General features: G+C 34.4%; 13 protein-coding genes and 1 riboswitch. Of the genes, 11 read left to right on the forward strand and 2 right to left on the reverse strand.

Annotated features, from left to right (window positions below; translation table 11 throughout):
- The first annotated feature begins 94 nt into the window (after nucleotides 1-94).
- From bsdtb5_RS07680 to bsdtb5_RS07695, 4 genes are all read left to right on the forward strand, one after another.
- A complete protein-coding gene (locus bsdtb5_RS07680) occupies nucleotides 95-928 on the forward strand; it encodes a carbohydrate ABC transporter permease (protein ID WP_271716063.1) in 834 nt (277 codons plus the stop codon).
- Between the two features lie 37 nt (nucleotides 929-965).
- Entirely contained in the window at nucleotides 966-1,805 is an 840-nt protein-coding gene (locus bsdtb5_RS07685) for a carbohydrate ABC transporter permease (protein WP_271716064.1), read from the forward strand.
- Between the two features lie 610 nt (nucleotides 1,806-2,415).
- Nucleotides 2,416-4,704 carry a biotin/lipoyl-binding protein gene (locus tag bsdtb5_RS07690; RefSeq protein WP_271715446.1) on the forward strand — a complete coding sequence of 763 codons (2,289 nt, stop codon included), beginning with the start codon at nucleotides 2,416-2,418 and terminating at the stop codon, nucleotides 4,702-4,704.
- Nucleotides 4,705-4,717: 13 nt separating this feature from the next.
- Nucleotides 4,718-5,785 carry an ABC transporter permease gene (locus tag bsdtb5_RS07695; protein WP_271715447.1) on the forward strand — a complete coding sequence of 356 codons (1,068 nt, stop codon included), beginning with the start codon at nucleotides 4,718-4,720 and terminating at the stop codon, nucleotides 5,783-5,785.
- Nucleotides 5,786-5,919: 134 nt separating this feature from the next.
- On the opposite strand, the gene bsdtb5_RS07700 is transcribed toward bsdtb5_RS07695, so the two are convergent.
- Together bsdtb5_RS07700 and bsdtb5_RS07705 are read right to left on the reverse strand one after the other, a co-directional pair.
- On the reverse strand, nucleotides 5,920-7,422 hold the full coding sequence (locus bsdtb5_RS07700; RefSeq protein WP_271715448.1) for a hypothetical protein: 1,503 nt from the start codon (nucleotides 7,420-7,422) through the stop codon (nucleotides 5,920-5,922).
- Between the two features lie 395 nt (nucleotides 7,423-7,817).
- On the reverse strand, nucleotides 7,818-7,970 hold the full coding sequence (locus bsdtb5_RS07705) for a hypothetical protein (RefSeq protein WP_271715449.1): 153 nt from the start codon (nucleotides 7,968-7,970) through the stop codon (nucleotides 7,818-7,820).
- Nucleotides 7,971-8,212: 242 nt separating this feature from the next.
- A riboswitch (TPP riboswitch) is annotated at nucleotides 8,213-8,320 on the forward strand.
- Nucleotides 8,321-8,393: 73 nt separating this feature from the next.
- Here bsdtb5_RS07705 and thiM point away from each other — a divergent pair.
- From thiM to bsdtb5_RS07740, 7 genes are all read left to right on the forward strand, one after another.
- Complete coding sequence (thiM, locus tag bsdtb5_RS07710) at nucleotides 8,394-9,215, forward strand: hydroxyethylthiazole kinase (protein WP_271715450.1); 822 nt, start codon at nucleotides 8,394-8,396, stop codon at nucleotides 9,213-9,215.
- Complete coding sequence (gene thiE / locus bsdtb5_RS07715) at nucleotides 9,202-9,864, forward strand: thiamine phosphate synthase (RefSeq protein ID WP_271715451.1); 663 nt, start codon at nucleotides 9,202-9,204, stop codon at nucleotides 9,862-9,864. The genes thiM and thiE overlap by 14 nt, the downstream gene beginning before the upstream one ends.
- Nucleotides 9,865-9,899: 35 nt before the next feature.
- Complete coding sequence (gene thiD / locus bsdtb5_RS07720; protein ID WP_271716065.1) at nucleotides 9,900-10,697, forward strand: bifunctional hydroxymethylpyrimidine kinase/phosphomethylpyrimidine kinase; 798 nt, start codon at nucleotides 9,900-9,902, stop codon at nucleotides 10,695-10,697.
- Nucleotides 10,697-12,001 carry a phosphomethylpyrimidine synthase ThiC gene (thiC, locus tag bsdtb5_RS07725; protein ID WP_271715452.1) on the forward strand — a complete coding sequence of 435 codons (1,305 nt, stop codon included), beginning with the start codon at nucleotides 10,697-10,699 and terminating at the stop codon, nucleotides 11,999-12,001. Before thiD ends, thiC begins: the two co-directional genes overlap by 1 nt.
- Before the next feature lie 254 nt (nucleotides 12,002-12,255).
- Nucleotides 12,256-12,957 (forward strand): response regulator transcription factor, encoded by a 702-nt coding sequence (locus tag bsdtb5_RS07730; protein WP_271715453.1) that lies wholly within the window; start codon nucleotides 12,256-12,258, stop codon nucleotides 12,955-12,957.
- A 166-nt stretch (nucleotides 12,958-13,123) separates the two neighbouring features.
- Nucleotides 13,124-14,050, forward strand: coding sequence for an ABC transporter ATP-binding protein (locus tag bsdtb5_RS07735; RefSeq protein ID WP_271715454.1), 927 nt, complete (start codon nucleotides 13,124-13,126; stop codon nucleotides 14,048-14,050).
- Nucleotides 14,043-14,816 carry an ABC transporter permease subunit gene (locus tag bsdtb5_RS07740; RefSeq protein WP_271715455.1) on the forward strand — a complete coding sequence of 258 codons (774 nt, stop codon included), beginning with the start codon at nucleotides 14,043-14,045 and terminating at the stop codon, nucleotides 14,814-14,816. The genes bsdtb5_RS07735 and bsdtb5_RS07740 overlap by 8 nt, the downstream gene beginning before the upstream one ends.
- Nucleotides 14,817-14,905 lie beyond the last annotated feature (89 nt).

Here is a 14,905-nt window from a genome sequence, read left to right on the forward strand (position 1 = left end):
CAGTATTCACAAAAATAGAAGCATCGAAAAACGAATTCATGCCCCTAATTCTAAAGGAAAGGGTATATCGAGTAAAAAGATACATCATTATAAGATGAAGAAAGTAAGAACAGCTTATCTTTTTCTTGCGCCTAGTTTTATTGGAGTAGCAGTCTTTGTTTTGATTCCATTTCTTGATGCTTTTCGAAGATCATTTTACGAAGCAATGAGTGGTAAATTTGTTGGATTGAAGAATTATAGCATTGTACTACATAATGAAGCTTTCTTGCTTGCTGCCAAGAATACTGGTAAATTCTTGGGGATATGTATTCCATTATTATTAACCATATCCCTTCTATTTACAGTGATGCTTGGTAGCATTAAGAAAAAAGGTGAGTTTTTTAAAACTACTTTTTTAATACCAATGGCAATTCCAGTGGCATCCGTTGTATTACTATGGAAAGTATTCTTTCATAAGAGCGGTTTAATCAATGTAGTGATAACCGCTTTTGGTGGAACAGCAATTGATTTTATGAATACGGATAAGGCGTTTTATGTATTAGTATTCAGTTACATATGGAAGAATACAGGTTATGATATGGTATTATGGTTGGCTGGGCTTTCTGGAATCTCTGTTTCCCTGTATGAAGCTGCAAAAATGGATGGAGCAGGAGCATTTGCTAGACTTCGCTACATTACAATACCAGAACTCTTACCAACCATCTATATCACTGCAGTATTATCGATGGTGAATTCTTTTAAAGTATTTAGAGAAGCTTATTTAATTGCAGGGGATTATCCACATGAGAGTATCTATATGCTACAACATATTTTTAGTAATTGGTTTGTGTCTTTGGATATTCAGAAAATGTGTACAGGTGCAGTCATTATGGCGGGTGTGATATTACTATTTATATTATTACTCCAAATAATTGATCGCAAATGGTGAGAAAGGATGGTGCCTAATGAACTATTTCAGGAATTTTATTAAGAAGAATATTGCTGCCTTGATTCTATTGCTATTTGCATTTCTTATTATCATTCCGCTATGGATGGTTATTAGTGGATCTTTTATAGGTAAAAATGAGATAACTAGAAATCTAGCACCAGTATTATCAGATGGCAAAGGAAAAGCTTTTTGGCCTATATTACCACAGTATCCAACCTTTCGTCCTTACATTGAACTATTGCTTGATTCACCTGCATTTTTTGCAATGTTTTGGAATTCTTGTAAGCAAGTAATTCCTATATTAATAGGTCAATTATTGATAGGTGTTCCTGCGGCATGGGCATTTGCAAGATTTGAATTTCCATTAAAGAAGATCATATTTACCGTATATATTACACTAATGATTATGCCTTTTCAGGTAACGATGGTGTCAAGTTATTTGGTCCTTGATCATTTGAAATTATTAGATACGAATTTTGCAATTATTTTACCAGCTATATTTGCAACTTTTCCTGTATTTATTATGATGAAGTTCTTTTCTTCTATTCCAGCTGATTTATTTGAAGCTGCTGAGATTGATGGTGCAAATGAATGGAATATATTTATAAGGATCGGAATTCCACTTGGCAATTCAGGCATTATGTCAGCATTGGTTCTTGGCTTTTTAGAACAGTGGAATGCTATTGAGCCACCATTAACTTTTCTTGATGATAAATCTAATTGGCCATTATCCTTGTATTTACCAAATATAGCCACAGATAATGTGGGAGTGTCCTTGGCGGCATCTGTCATTATGATGTTACCAGCGCTATTGATCTTCTTATTTGGTCAAAGTTATCTAGAAGATGGGATCAAGGCTTCTGGGCTTAAGGAGTAGAGTTTTTCATAAGGCGAATGCCCTGTAGGTTAGGTGTTCTAGGTAATTTGCACAAAATAGAAAAGCTCATGCTTCATTCGAAATGTATAAGAAGTTCTATTTCAGGTTAGGATGCCAAAAGTCTTATTTAGTTTACTGAGTGTATATTGCTGTATAATTATGAATTTTGCCTACCTTTCCTTCAAAAAGTTTATAAAACAAACTCATTATATTTTTTACAAGCCTCAAAACAAGCTAAAATACTCACTTACGTTCCTATTTTTGCTTTGAGTCTTGACAAAATAAAAACAATGTTTTCAGCCGGACTACGCCAAAATTAATAATTATACATCAATATACACAATTTAGATTAAGAAAGACTTTTGACATCCTAACCAAGAAAGGAACTTCTAATACATTTCAAAAGGCGCACTCGCTTTTCTATTTTGTGCAAATTACCGGCAAGGTATGGAACAGGGCATGTATCTGTGGGAGGAATTAGCAACAGATTTGATTAGTGTGAAATAAAACCATTTCACACGTTGAATTTAGGCCTGCGAGCAAGTCGAAGGCAGGGATGTTAGAGTGACATATAACCATGCCAAGTTTGAAGTAAAAAGGAGGTAATAACTTGAAGTTCGTAACTGAAATAGGGCATTTCATAAAAGATAGAAATGATAAAGAAATCGTTAGTGAGGTTGAAATAGATAAAAAGGAGTTAACACTTCAAGAGAAAGCAAGAAGATTGTTAATCGGTTTTTTTGCGATGATGTTTGCGCTTACGGTGTTATCTAGAGTAGCAGATTCTATTACGATTGCAAGAGTATCTACGCAGAGCCCTAAGAGTAGTACACTTACTTTTAATATTGAAGGAACTGGAACTATTACAGCGGATGCAAAAAAATATGTAAAAGTGCAAGATGGTATTGGAGTAGATAAGATTAATGTTGAAGCTGGAAGGGAAGTTAAAAAGGGAGATGTTCTATTCACATTGGATCAAACCGATGTCAATGAAGCATTAAAAACAGCAAATAGAGAAGCAGAGAAATATGAAAATCAAATGGAACAAGAGAAACTTAGTGTAACTGATTCGAATCTTAGTACGAAGGAAAAAGCCGACCTATTGTATCGTAATGCAAAGCTGGATCTAGATAGTGCCAAGGAGGATTATCTAGATGCAAAGAAAAGTTATAGGGAATCGGAAGATAAAGTGAAACAAGCTCAGAATACCTATCAGAAGGCATTAACTAAGAATGTGAAACAAGTATATATTAATAAGATGAGAGAATATAGAGCAGAAGAAAAGAGTTATAAAAATATTCAATTATCCAATGAAGAATCTTTAAAAAATGCAAATGAGACATTAGATTCTGCTAAGAAAACTTTGTCCGATTTGCAGACAATCGATTCTAATATAAAAGAGTTTCTAGATGATTATGTTTTTTACAATGGCAAGGATGAAAAGCAAACAAATGACGCTTTAGAGAATCTATTTATAATTGCGTATGGAGATCAGGAAGCATACGAGAACTATAAGGACCAGAGAGCTTCATTAGAGAAGAAGTTAGCTCGTGCAAAGGAGGATTTATTGAATGCACAAACTGACTTATTCAGTCCACAAAGTGCAGATAATCTAACAGCTTATCAAAATGCAGTAACAACAGCAAAAAGAGCGGTATCTGATGCAGAAGATGATCTTAGTAAAGTGAAGAAAAAAGAGAATTGTATACGAACAGAACTAAATAACTATATCACTGTAAAAGCAAGTAATAATACAGACAAGATACAAAATGCATTAGAGAACGTAAAGAAAAGTATATATGGAACCAATGGCTATAAAAAACATCAGGAAGATTTACAAGATGCAAATAGAAAAATTATGGATGCGGAAGAAAATTGTAAATCTATTGACAAGAAAAATGAACTAGCCTTGTCGATAGAACAAGATAAATTAGATCAGTTACAAGAAATAATCGATAGTATTGATAACGGAACTTATGATAAAGAGGATGCAGCCGAGTCGCAAAAACAAGCTATTGATACTGCAAAGAATGAGTTGGACACTAAAAAAGAGAATATAAAAACAACAAAAAAGGCAGTTGATACGGCAAAGAGAGCACTAGAAGCCGCAAAATTAGATCAAAATCAAGCCAAGGAACAAGATGGATTAAATGAAGAAACTTTTCAAAAACAAGAAGCAGCAGCTATCTTACGTGTATCAGCAATTCAGATTGATTTAGATGCTAAGAAAGAGTTGGTTAGTGAATTATTAGAAATACAAAAAAACAATGGTAAGGTAAAGGCACCAGTATCCGGAACAGTAGATCAAATATCATTTGAAGAGGGTAAAAAATCCGCAGCTGATAATAGCGTAGTGATTGATACTGGAGGATATGGAATCTTAATAACAGTACCTAAGGAGCAAGGTGAATATGTATCAATCGGAGATGATATCGAACTTACCGCTAAGGGAAAGAAGGATAAGATCACAGTTCAAGTAGAAGACATTAGCTTTACTACAGGAACACAGAATACAACTACGGATTCTAGTGCCAGCGATTCAGTGGCGGAGGATGGAACATCAGAGGAACTAACAAAAATAACTGCACTTATGCCAGAAGGTGAATATATCCCAGGAGCAACATTAGAAGCTAACATTACTAAGAACTCTGACCTCTATGATATTTGTGTGCCACTTACTGCGATCCGTTCAGAAGGAAACGATGCTTACTGTCTGATTACACAACCGAAAAAGACCATACTAGGAGATGAGTTATTAGCCGTTAAAGTTCCAGTAGATGTGGTAGAAAAAGATGATACAATGGCAGCAGTGGAAGGCTCTCTTTCTGTTGATGACAATGTTATTATTAGTAGTAATAAAAATATAAATGAGAACGATCGTGTCAGATTAGAGCAGTAATGGGGGAATTCATATGAGGAAAAAACGTACTGCTTACAAGGTGGTTGGACTATTTTTATTCTTTACTCTAATAGCTCTTAGTATGTGCCTCGCAAATTATGTGAAAGATAATCTATCTTCGGTTAGTTTAAGGTATGAGAAAGCTAGTGTATCATCTAAAATAATAGAGAAAGCTCTGAGTAATCTTGAGAATTCAGAAGTTTCTGAGAAACCAGAGATAACATTGTGGAATCGATTAAAGAATGAGATTATCAAGAATAAAATAACGGATATAACTGTGAAAACAAATGTAATTGAGGTTAACGGTAGTATGTCAGAGGTGGTACCTATGACTTTTCTTTCAGGGGCTTTTGCAAGTATGAAGGATGATAAAGGCTGCGTGATGGATTCAAAAACAGCATTTGATTTATATGGGACAATAAATGCGGTGAATAATGTTGTTATATGGAAAGGAAAAGAATATATTGTTCGAGGAGTTGTTAAAGCGAAAGATACGATGATGCTTCTACCCATTGAAGATGATGATTATTTATATCAAAATGTAGAAGCCATTTATCAGAACAATGTGAAGAATAATCTTGCAGATAATGAGGGCGAGATATTTAAAAATTTGCTAATCGATCAAGGAGCGCCTGAACCGGATGCTATGATTGATGGAGAGATAACCTCTTGGTTTCTACAGTGGTTTTATAAGCTACCTATATTAATCTTAACCGTCTTGATTATAGTAATGTACATAAAGATTACTTATCAAAATCGCAAATCATTATTCATATGTATTAGTTATGGCTTATTTACTATAGTAATCGGTTTTATAATATATAGAATTTTTCCCATTACAATTCACGTGCCAAGTCAATTTATACCAACAAAATGGTCTGATTTTCAATTCTATATCAATAAACAGAAAGAGATACAAGATAGTATCATAAATAAAAATAATTGTGAGCGAATGCCAAGAGATATCTTACTTACCGGATATCGTTTTAAATGTATTCTATGTGTACTGGCTAATTTACTATTGCTTGGCTTAGCAGCATGGATGAGTCGCTTCAAAAAGAAAGTAACTACAATACTTTAAGTTTGTTCTAGAAATAATAGAATGATATAAAATAGAATTAGGTAGTAAAAAGGTGTGTGAAGTGTTCACGCACCTTTTTAAAATAATCAGTTATTTCATTTATCTAGTTCTTTTCTATAACATTCCACCAGCAATTAATTGATAGGTACAAAAGGATATTGTGAAGGATTATTTAACCAGTTCCAATACATAGCATTTGGAATGTATCTAGCAATTTCATAAGGATTCTTTCCTGCAATTTGTCCAATAATATTCAAACTGTTGGTAAATACTTTAAAATCATCAGAGTAATTTAAATTAGGGTTTAACTGGATTTTATTCGTAGGATTGTAAGAAGCTCCGTTTGTAAAGAATTCAGTAAATACGCCCCACCCAAGTGCAGGTAAATTATCAGAAGCATCACCGTATACCATTCTCAAATAAACATCAGCCATAGCAAAGAGCTCGTAACCTTTTGAGTATGGGTAAACCATTTCATGTGTGGTCTTATCTTCTGTAGGGGTTATATAATTTTTCCATGCATCATCATAGAAGTCTTTATACTTTATTCCTTGATATGGAACTATATTAGGGAGACAAACCACCTTTGTATTATTTTCTACGACAGCATAGGTAGCTCGGACGTTCGTAAATATTTCATCATTAAAGTTCCATACACGGTTATAGTCAGTGTTAAACGTATGTGAAATTTCATGAAGTTGTCCATGTACTACAGCATCTTGATTAGGGGCAGTTTTCATAGTATCGTCGGAAGCATCTGTGCGAAAATGGCAAGGTGCACCTGCACATGCATAAGGTTCACCGTAATCATTATCTAAGGATTGATTGTTATGAAAGTAACACTGAGTTACTCCTCTAACTTTACCCGTTAGTTGTTGTAATTTTTGTGCTGCATCGTTGAGTTTAGCCCCCCAATTATCTAATGCTACATCGCTTACAGAATATTTTTCTAGTTGACTTACAGGAACTGCAGCTGCAAAGTTTGAGAAAGAAACTTTCCTGTAGCTAGAATCTTCTTTTAATGTAACACCTGCAAATTCGACTGTTCCTTTGGCATCACAGTAGAAGCTACCTAGATGGCATTCAAGAATTGTATTACCAGATGAATTAGAAATGAAATGGAAGTCTAGTTTTTTCCATCCGTCTGTACTATTTGTTTCTGAGTTTAGTAAAAGTGTGGTTTTTGTTTTTTGGTTTGATGAATCGCCATAATCATCATCTCTAATAGAAAATCCGAAAGGGCTTCTTCCATCTTTTATATGATTAGGGTTTATTGTAACATCGGTAGCTCTGACATAACCTGACATAACATAAGGTGTATTTGGTTGTAAGGTTAGGGATGTTGAATATGTCCTATAACCGTATGAAGTAGCACTCAAAGTAACCCCGTCCGCCTGAAAAGTACTTCCATCGCATGTGACAGAAAGTTTACCGGTAGTTACTGTTGGCTTATTAAAACCATAATATCCTTCTGGATGCCATTTTGAAGTGCTTAGAGTACTATCAAATTCTTCAACAGTGGTGTCGGATATTACAGAGACCTGAGCGTTTACAGTCGTAGTTAACATAAATGTTCCTGATAGGGAAAATGCTAGTAATGTTGAAAATATGTATTTTTTGAAATTCTTATTAATCATTATATCCTCCTTTGAATAGGTTTGAACAATGAGTTATTCGTTATATTTATTGAACAATAGTTCATAAATAGTTCATTTATTCAGTATTTTATTAGCAAGCTTGCAAACAACTACAGTTTAAATTTTCGATTTGGTTTCGTCAATGCACGAAACATACAAATAATTACAAAATCTGTATAGAATTCTATACAGATTTACAAAATTAAACTTAATATTACAATAGATTCCAATATTCTTCAGCTAAAATGCAACAAAATAACCAGTTTCGTAATTATGTTTCGCAATTACCTGGGGCTAAAGATGGTTATTACTTTTAGCATCTAACATGAGTACACTATAAAAAGGTATGTGAAGAGGTTCACACACCTTTTAAAAATGATCATTAATTTGTCTAGTTATTTTATAGTACTGGAAGATGGTGCAGCGTAATCACCATCCGGACTATTATTTTTAGCACCAGCATTGGTTCCCTTGCTTGTAACCGAATCCTTTGTACTATTTTTCTTATCTAGTTCTTTTCTATAACGTTGATTAGATTGTTTACTCATTGTTTATTCCCTTTCTTAGTTATCTAATTAGCTAGGGTCTGAGGGTTATAAGTTACAATAGTCCTCTCTAACCTTAACAAAGTTAGTATCTCGTTTTGTAAAAGAGATATTCATTCAATGAGATTTAATAAACTAATCTTAATCTATATTTTTAAAAGAATACTGTGAAGGGGTTAATATTAATACATTTAAATTCTAAAGAACATGATTGACGGAAAATAATTATTCTGGTACAATTTAGAAAAAACAACAAGGGGGGCTCGCAGTAAGCGGGCTGAGAGTAAGCTGTATGCTTTGACCCATAACCTGATTTGGATAATGCCAACGTAGGGATATTTTGCACACAATGCATGTATACTTTCATAGGGTATCCATGCATTTTTTTGTTGACATAATCTCGGGTTCTATTTGAAAGGAGATAATATGTTTAAAGATTGTATTGAAAATGTAAGGAGAAAGCAACCACTTATTCACAATATAACAAATTACGTTACGGTGAATGATGTGGCTAATGTAATTCTAGCCTGTGGGGCAAGTCCAATTATGTCCGATGAGATTGAGGATGTTAAAGATCTAATATCTATCTGTAATGGATTAAATATTAATATTGGGACTTTGAATAAAAATACCATAGAGGCTATGTTTCTAGCTGGTAAGAAAGCAAATGAGCTGGGGCATAAAGTACTGCTTGATCCAGTAGGAGCAGGAGCTAGTCGACTTCGTACAACTACCTCTATTCAGTTAATAGAAGAGATTAAATTTGATGTAATCAAAGGAAATATTTCGGAGATCAAGACACTGGCATTAGGAAATGGAAGTACCAAGGGAGTAGATGCTGATGTAACGGATTCGGTAACAGAAGAATCTCTTGATCATACGATAATATTCCTTAAGGAATATGCGAAGAGAGTAAATAGTATAATCGCTGTTACAGGAGCAATTGATATAATAACCGATGGATATCAAAGCTATGTTATAAGAAATGGAAGAACTGAAATGGGAAAAATAACGGGTACAGGATGTCAGCTGTCTGGAATGATGACAGCATTTATGGCAGCTAATCAAGATAATGTACTTGAAGCCATAGCAGCAGCAACCTGTACTATGGGACTTGCAGGAGAAATTGGATGGAGAAATATGCAAGCTACGGATGGTAATGCCACCTATAGAACAAGAATCATTGATGCAATCTATCGAATGGATGGAGATACGTTAGAAAGAGGAGCAAAGTATGAAATTCGATAAAAATGACCTTCTTTTGTACGCTATCTCAGATAGATCATGGATTGGAGATAATACCCTTGTTAGTCAAATAGAAAAAGCAATCATTGGAGGAGCAACTTTCCTTCAACTTAGAGAAAAAGAGTTAGATGATCAAACTTTTTTAGCAGAAGCAAAAGAGATAAAAAATGTATGTCAGAAATATAAAGTACCTTTTATTATAAATGATAATGTAGAGATTGCTATTAAAACAGATGCAGATGGAGTTCATGTTGGTCAGAAAGACATGGAAGCCTTAAATGCTCGAAAACTAATAGGAATGAACAAAATTCTTGGAGTATCGGTACAGACCGTTGAACAAGCTGTGACGGCAGAGAAAAAGGGTGCAGATTATCTAGGGGTAGGAGCAGTATTTCCTACAGGAACTAAGGAGGATGCAGAGGAAGTAACACGTAAAGTATTGAGTGATATATGTAACTCTGTGAATATTCCAGTGGTTGCAATTGGAGGTATTAATAAAAATAATGTGCTAGAACTATCTGGAACTGGAATATACGGGATAGCCGTAATAAGCGCAATTTTTGCAAGTTCAGACATTGTGGAGGCGTCTAAAGAACTGAAACAGTTAACGGAGCAGATGTTAGTAGATGATTTAGCAAATATAAATAAATAAGATAGATATAAACGTATATAGAGAGTGTGAAAATGATGAAAACAGCGTTAACAATTGCAGGAAGCGACTCCAGTGGTGGAGCAGGTATTCAGGCAGATATGAAAACAATGACAGCAAATGGAGTATATGCCATGAGTGCAATAACTGCACTTACTGCTCAGAATACAACCGGTGTTATGAGCATCATGGAAGTTTCTAAAGAATTCTTAGAACAGCAGCTTGATAGTATATTCACTGACATATATCCAGATGCAGTGAAAATAGGAATGGTACCATCACCAGATCTAATCAGAGCTATAGCGGATAAACTAGAATATTATCATGCTAAGAATATAGTAATAGATCCAGTTATGATAGCAACAAGTGGTTCTAGATTAATTCGTGAGGAAACAATTAATATTATGAAAGATAAACTGTTTCCTCACGGGGCGTTATTGACACCGAATCTATGGGAGGCTTCTGTATTATCTGGAATCACAATAAGAGATGAAATGGATATGGTAAGAGCAGCTGAGCTTCTTAGCAAAGAATATGGATGTGCAGTTTTATGTAAGGGTGGTCATAGTGAAAAGAATGCAAATGACTTACTGTATTACGATAAGAAATATAGATGGTTTATAGGAGAGAGGATACATAACTTAAATACTCATGGTACTGGATGCACCTTGTCTAGCGCCATTGCGGCAGAACTTGCAAAAGGAAAAGATCTGGAAGAAGCAATTCAGTTAGCTAAAGAGTACGTAACAGGTGCATTGGAAGCTATGCTTGATCTTGGAAAAGGAAATGGACCATTAAATCATATGTGGAATATAAAGCAGGAGGATATTTTATAATGAGAGAATATACAACACAGATGGAAGCTGCAAGAAAAGGGATTATAACGCATGAATTGAAAACGGTAGCCGAAAAAGAAATGATGAAAGTGGAAGAGCTACTTCCATTAGTTGTGTCAGGTAAAGTAGTAATATGCGCTAATATAAATCACAAATGTCTAGATCCACAGGGAGTCGGCTCCATGCTTAGTACAAAGATTAATGTAAATCTTGGAGTCTCTAGAGATTGTAAAAATTATGATGTGGAAATGAAAAAAGTAATGGAAGCAGTAAATATGGGAGCTCATGCAATTATGGATCTATCATCCCACGGGGATACTGCACCATTTAGAAGAAAACTTATATCGGAATGTCCTGTAATGATTGGTACAGTTCCAGTTTATGATTCTGTAATACATTATCAGAGAGATTTGGGATCGCTTACAGCTAGGGATTTTATTGATGTGGTAAGACTACATGCAAAAGATGGTGTTGATTTTGTGACTTTACATTGTGGAATAACACGAAAAACAATTGAACAGATAAAAAATCACAAAAGAAAAATGAATATTGTCTCTCGTGGCGGTTCCTTAGTATTTGCATGGATGTGTATGACAGGTCAGGAAAATCCTTTTTACGAATATTATGATGAGATTCTTGAGATATGTCGTGAATATGACGTGACAATATCACTTGGGGATGCTTGCAGGCCGGGGTGTCTAGCAGATGCATCCGATGTGTGTCAGATTGAAGAGTTAGTAAGGCTTGGAGAATTAACGAAAAGAGCTTGGGAGAAGGATGTTCAGGTAATGGTGGAGGGACCTGGACATATGCCTTTGGATCAGATTGCAGCTAATATGAAAATCCAGCAAACTATATGCAATGGAGCACCATTTTATGTATTGGGACCATTGGTAACTGACATTGCACCAGGCTATGATCATATTACATCTGCAATAGGAGGAGCTGTAGCGGCTTCGGCTGGAGCAGCATTTTTATGTTACGTTACACCTGCTGAGCATCTGGCATTACCGAATCTGGAGGATGTAAAACAAGGAATTATTGCCTCTAAGATAGCTGCTCATGCGGCTGACATTGCCAAAGGAATAAAAGGAGCAAGAGAGCTTGATGATCGAATGGCTGATGCAAGAAGGAATTTGGATTGGGAAAGCCAATGGGAATGTGCCATTGATCCTAAGACGGCTAGGCAAATCAGAGAAGATAGAAAACCAGAGCATGAAGATACTTGTTCTATGTGCGGAAAATTCTGCGCTGTCAGAAGTATGAATAAAGCATTATCTGGTGAGCTAATTGATATTTTGTAACAATTGAGAATTTAAATTAAATATTTAAGGAGCTATCATTTATAACTAATATCACAGGTTATGAATGATAGCCCTTTATTTATTATAATAAGCTAACTTAAAGGAGCGGACTGGTAGAGATAACCATTTTGTGATACACTTAATAGGAATAGAAAAATTAGGTACAAGTATTGATTAATTATATTGATAATTATAATTACAATATATAGAGAAGTGATTTTTTGTTTGGACAAGATGTGAAGGAGAAAAACAGCATGGATACTGAGATTAAAAATAGAAAAATTCTTGTAATTGAGGATGACGAAGATATTAATCGTCTCCTTGTACATATATTAAAAAACTCAGAGTATGAACCTGTATCAGCTTATTCAGGGAGTGAAGCACTTTTACGTTTATCTATGGAAGAATATGATCTCATTCTATTAGATCTGATGCTTCCAGGGGTAACCGGAGAGGAACTGATGGATAAGATTCGTATAGAGAATGGTAGTAATGTTCCAGTAATTATCATTTCTGCAAGGACTACTTTAGAAGATAAAGTTACACTTCTTCATAAGGGTGCTGATGATTATATCACCAAACCTTTCGAGAAAGAAGAAGTACTTGCAAGAGTGGAGGCAAGATTAAGACGTTATCAGAATACGGTAGTGAGACAAGAAAAGGACGAATATTTAAAAGGGGATTTAACTTTAAATAAAAAAGATCGTCTTGTTAAGTTGAAGAATCAAGAAATTAGTCTTACCATTTCTGAGTTCGACATTCTTTCATTATTGATGAGTGAGCCAGATAAGATCTTTTCAAAGGCTGAGATCTATGAGAAGATATGGCATGGAACGTATCTTGGAGAAGATAATACCATAAGTGTACATATCAGTAATATCCGTTCTAAACTGCAAAAATATGACGAGAACGAGTATATTAAGACTATATGGGGAATTGGTTTTAAGATGGCATAATGAACTCTCTTTTCATTATAAGTATAAAATAAATCTTTATGATTTCTTTAAGTTTACTTAAGTGATTATTAAAAATGATTTCTTTATAATTAATTTAGTTGAATGACAGAAGCGAATAAGTTTGAGTCATTTATTATAAATTGAAGTCATAGAGAGGAAAGTAATTATGCAAGACAATAATATTATCATGACCCGTAAGTTAAGCAAGAACTTCGGTGATTTCACGGCATTGCATCCAACAGATATTCATATTCAAAAGGGCGATATCTACGCACTGATTGGTAAAAATGGTGCTGGTAAGACGACGATGCTTAAGATGTTTACAGGACAATTAAGACCAGATAGTGGAGACATTTTCTTATTTGGATATAGCGCTGAAAGAGAACTATTAAACGAGAGACAAAAAATAGGTGCTATCATTGAAACACCAGGTTTTTTTCCAAACTTTACAGCAAAGCAAAACTTAGAGTACTATCGTATACAGAGAGGAATACCAGATAGATTATGTGTTCAAAGAGCATTAGAAGAGGTTAACCTAACGGATACAGGTAAGAAAAAGTTCGCTGATTTTTCCCTTGGTATGAAACAAAGACTCGGTCTAGCGTTAGCATTAATGACACATCCAGCATTACTTATCTTAGATGAGCCAACGAATGGATTGGATCCAGAAGGTATTGTAGAGATAAGAAGTCTATTAAGAAGATTAAATCAAGAAAAAAATATAACAGTTCTTATCTCAAGCCATATCTTAACCGAGGTTCATACCATAGCTAATCGATTTGCATTTATTGATCATGGTAAGATTATCGAGGAGTTAACGAAGGAAGAGTTAGAAAAGAAAAGTAGTAAATATCTTATGGTGAAGGTGGATAATGTAGAAAATGCTTCGGTTATTCTAGAAAGAAATTGTAAGGATGTTGATTACACAATCTTGCCGGATAATAATATTCGAATTAATGGTTATTTAGAAGAAAGCGATAGGATCAATAAAATACTCGCAGATCATGGTGTGCGCGTATTCTCCATTTATCAAAAAGGTGAGAACCTAGAAGAGTATTTCTTAAAATTAATTGGAGGTGGTCTACATGCTTAATTATGTGAAAAGTGAATTCTATCGAATATTTCGTGAAAGAAGCATATGGGTATTAAGTGCTGTATTTTCTGCTTTAGTCATAGCAGCATGTATTGTGTTATTTCTAACCAATAAAGCGACGCCAAATTTTCCATATGCAAATACAAGATATCTTTTAAGTACAATAGCATCTATGATGGTTATACCATTTTTTATGTTATCAACAATTCCACAAACGGTTGTAGGCGAAGAAATTAGAGAGAAGACTCTTAAAAATTCGGTTTCTTTTGGTGTAAGCAGAAGTACCATCTATTTTGGCAAATGGTTTGTGAATGTTGTTGGACTATTGATTGTTGGAGTTATCACAGTATCGATATCAATGATGGGTTCTTATCTATTTTTAGAAGACAGTGGAATCACATTTACTACTGATTTTATTATGGCCTTAATTGGTATGTTTCCTCTACTATTAGCAGGACTTACAACATATCATTTCCTTTATTTCTGGTCACCAAATACAAACTATGTCTTTTTGTGCTACGGTGGAGTATATCTGTTGCCATTTTTAATAGGTTATTTTCTAGGTGGTAAGTTTGAGACAATTCGCTGGTTATTCTATCACTGTGTAGTATACTTAATGTCAAATAGCTATCTAAAAGGTCGCCATGTATATATGGCTGGCAATACGACAAATGGTATGATTACATGTTACTTGGTAGGAATAGGATTAACCGTTATTTTCTTAATAATTGGGTATGTGCATTTTAAAAGAAATGAAATAAAATAAAGAAAGTTGAGTATCATAAGCCTTATTTTAGTTTACTGAGTGTATATCGATGTATAGTTATTAATTTTGGCTACCTTTCCCTTAAAAAG

Source organism: Anaeromicropila herbilytica (assembly GCF_016591975.1).
Taxonomy (GTDB): domain Bacteria; phylum Bacillota; class Clostridia; order Lachnospirales; family Lachnospiraceae; genus Anaeromicropila; species Anaeromicropila herbilytica.

What these genes read in the sequence shown, in the direction of transcription:
- bsdtb5_RS07680 (WP_271716063.1), top strand. Translation starts at nt 95, where the DNA reads ATGAAGAAAGTAAGAACAGCTTATCTTTTTCTTGCGCCTAGTTTTATT.
- bsdtb5_RS07695 (WP_271715447.1), top strand. Translation starts at nt 4,718, where the DNA reads ATGAGGAAAAAACGTACTGCTTACAAGGTGGTTGGACTATTTTTATTC.
- bsdtb5_RS07700 (WP_271715448.1), bottom strand. Translation starts at nt 7,422, where the DNA reads ATGATTAATAAGAATTTCAAAAAATACATATTTTCAACATTACTAGCA.
- bsdtb5_RS07705 (WP_271715449.1), bottom strand. Translation starts at nt 7,970, where the DNA reads ATGAGTAAACAATCTAATCAACGTTATAGAAAAGAACTAGATAAGAAA.
- thiM (WP_271715450.1), top strand. Translation starts at nt 8,394, where the DNA reads ATGTTTAAAGATTGTATTGAAAATGTAAGGAGAAAGCAACCACTTATT.
- thiE (WP_271715451.1), top strand. Translation starts at nt 9,202, where the DNA reads ATGAAATTCGATAAAAATGACCTTCTTTTGTACGCTATCTCAGATAGA.
- thiD (WP_271716065.1), top strand. Translation starts at nt 9,900, where the DNA reads ATGAAAACAGCGTTAACAATTGCAGGAAGCGACTCCAGTGGTGGAGCA.
- thiC (WP_271715452.1), top strand. Translation starts at nt 10,697, where the DNA reads ATGAGAGAATATACAACACAGATGGAAGCTGCAAGAAAAGGGATTATA.
- bsdtb5_RS07730 (WP_271715453.1), top strand. Translation starts at nt 12,256, where the DNA reads ATGGATACTGAGATTAAAAATAGAAAAATTCTTGTAATTGAGGATGAC.
- bsdtb5_RS07735 (WP_271715454.1), top strand. Translation starts at nt 13,124, where the DNA reads ATGCAAGACAATAATATTATCATGACCCGTAAGTTAAGCAAGAACTTC.
- bsdtb5_RS07740 (WP_271715455.1), top strand. Translation starts at nt 14,043, where the DNA reads ATGCTTAATTATGTGAAAAGTGAATTCTATCGAATATTTCGTGAAAGA.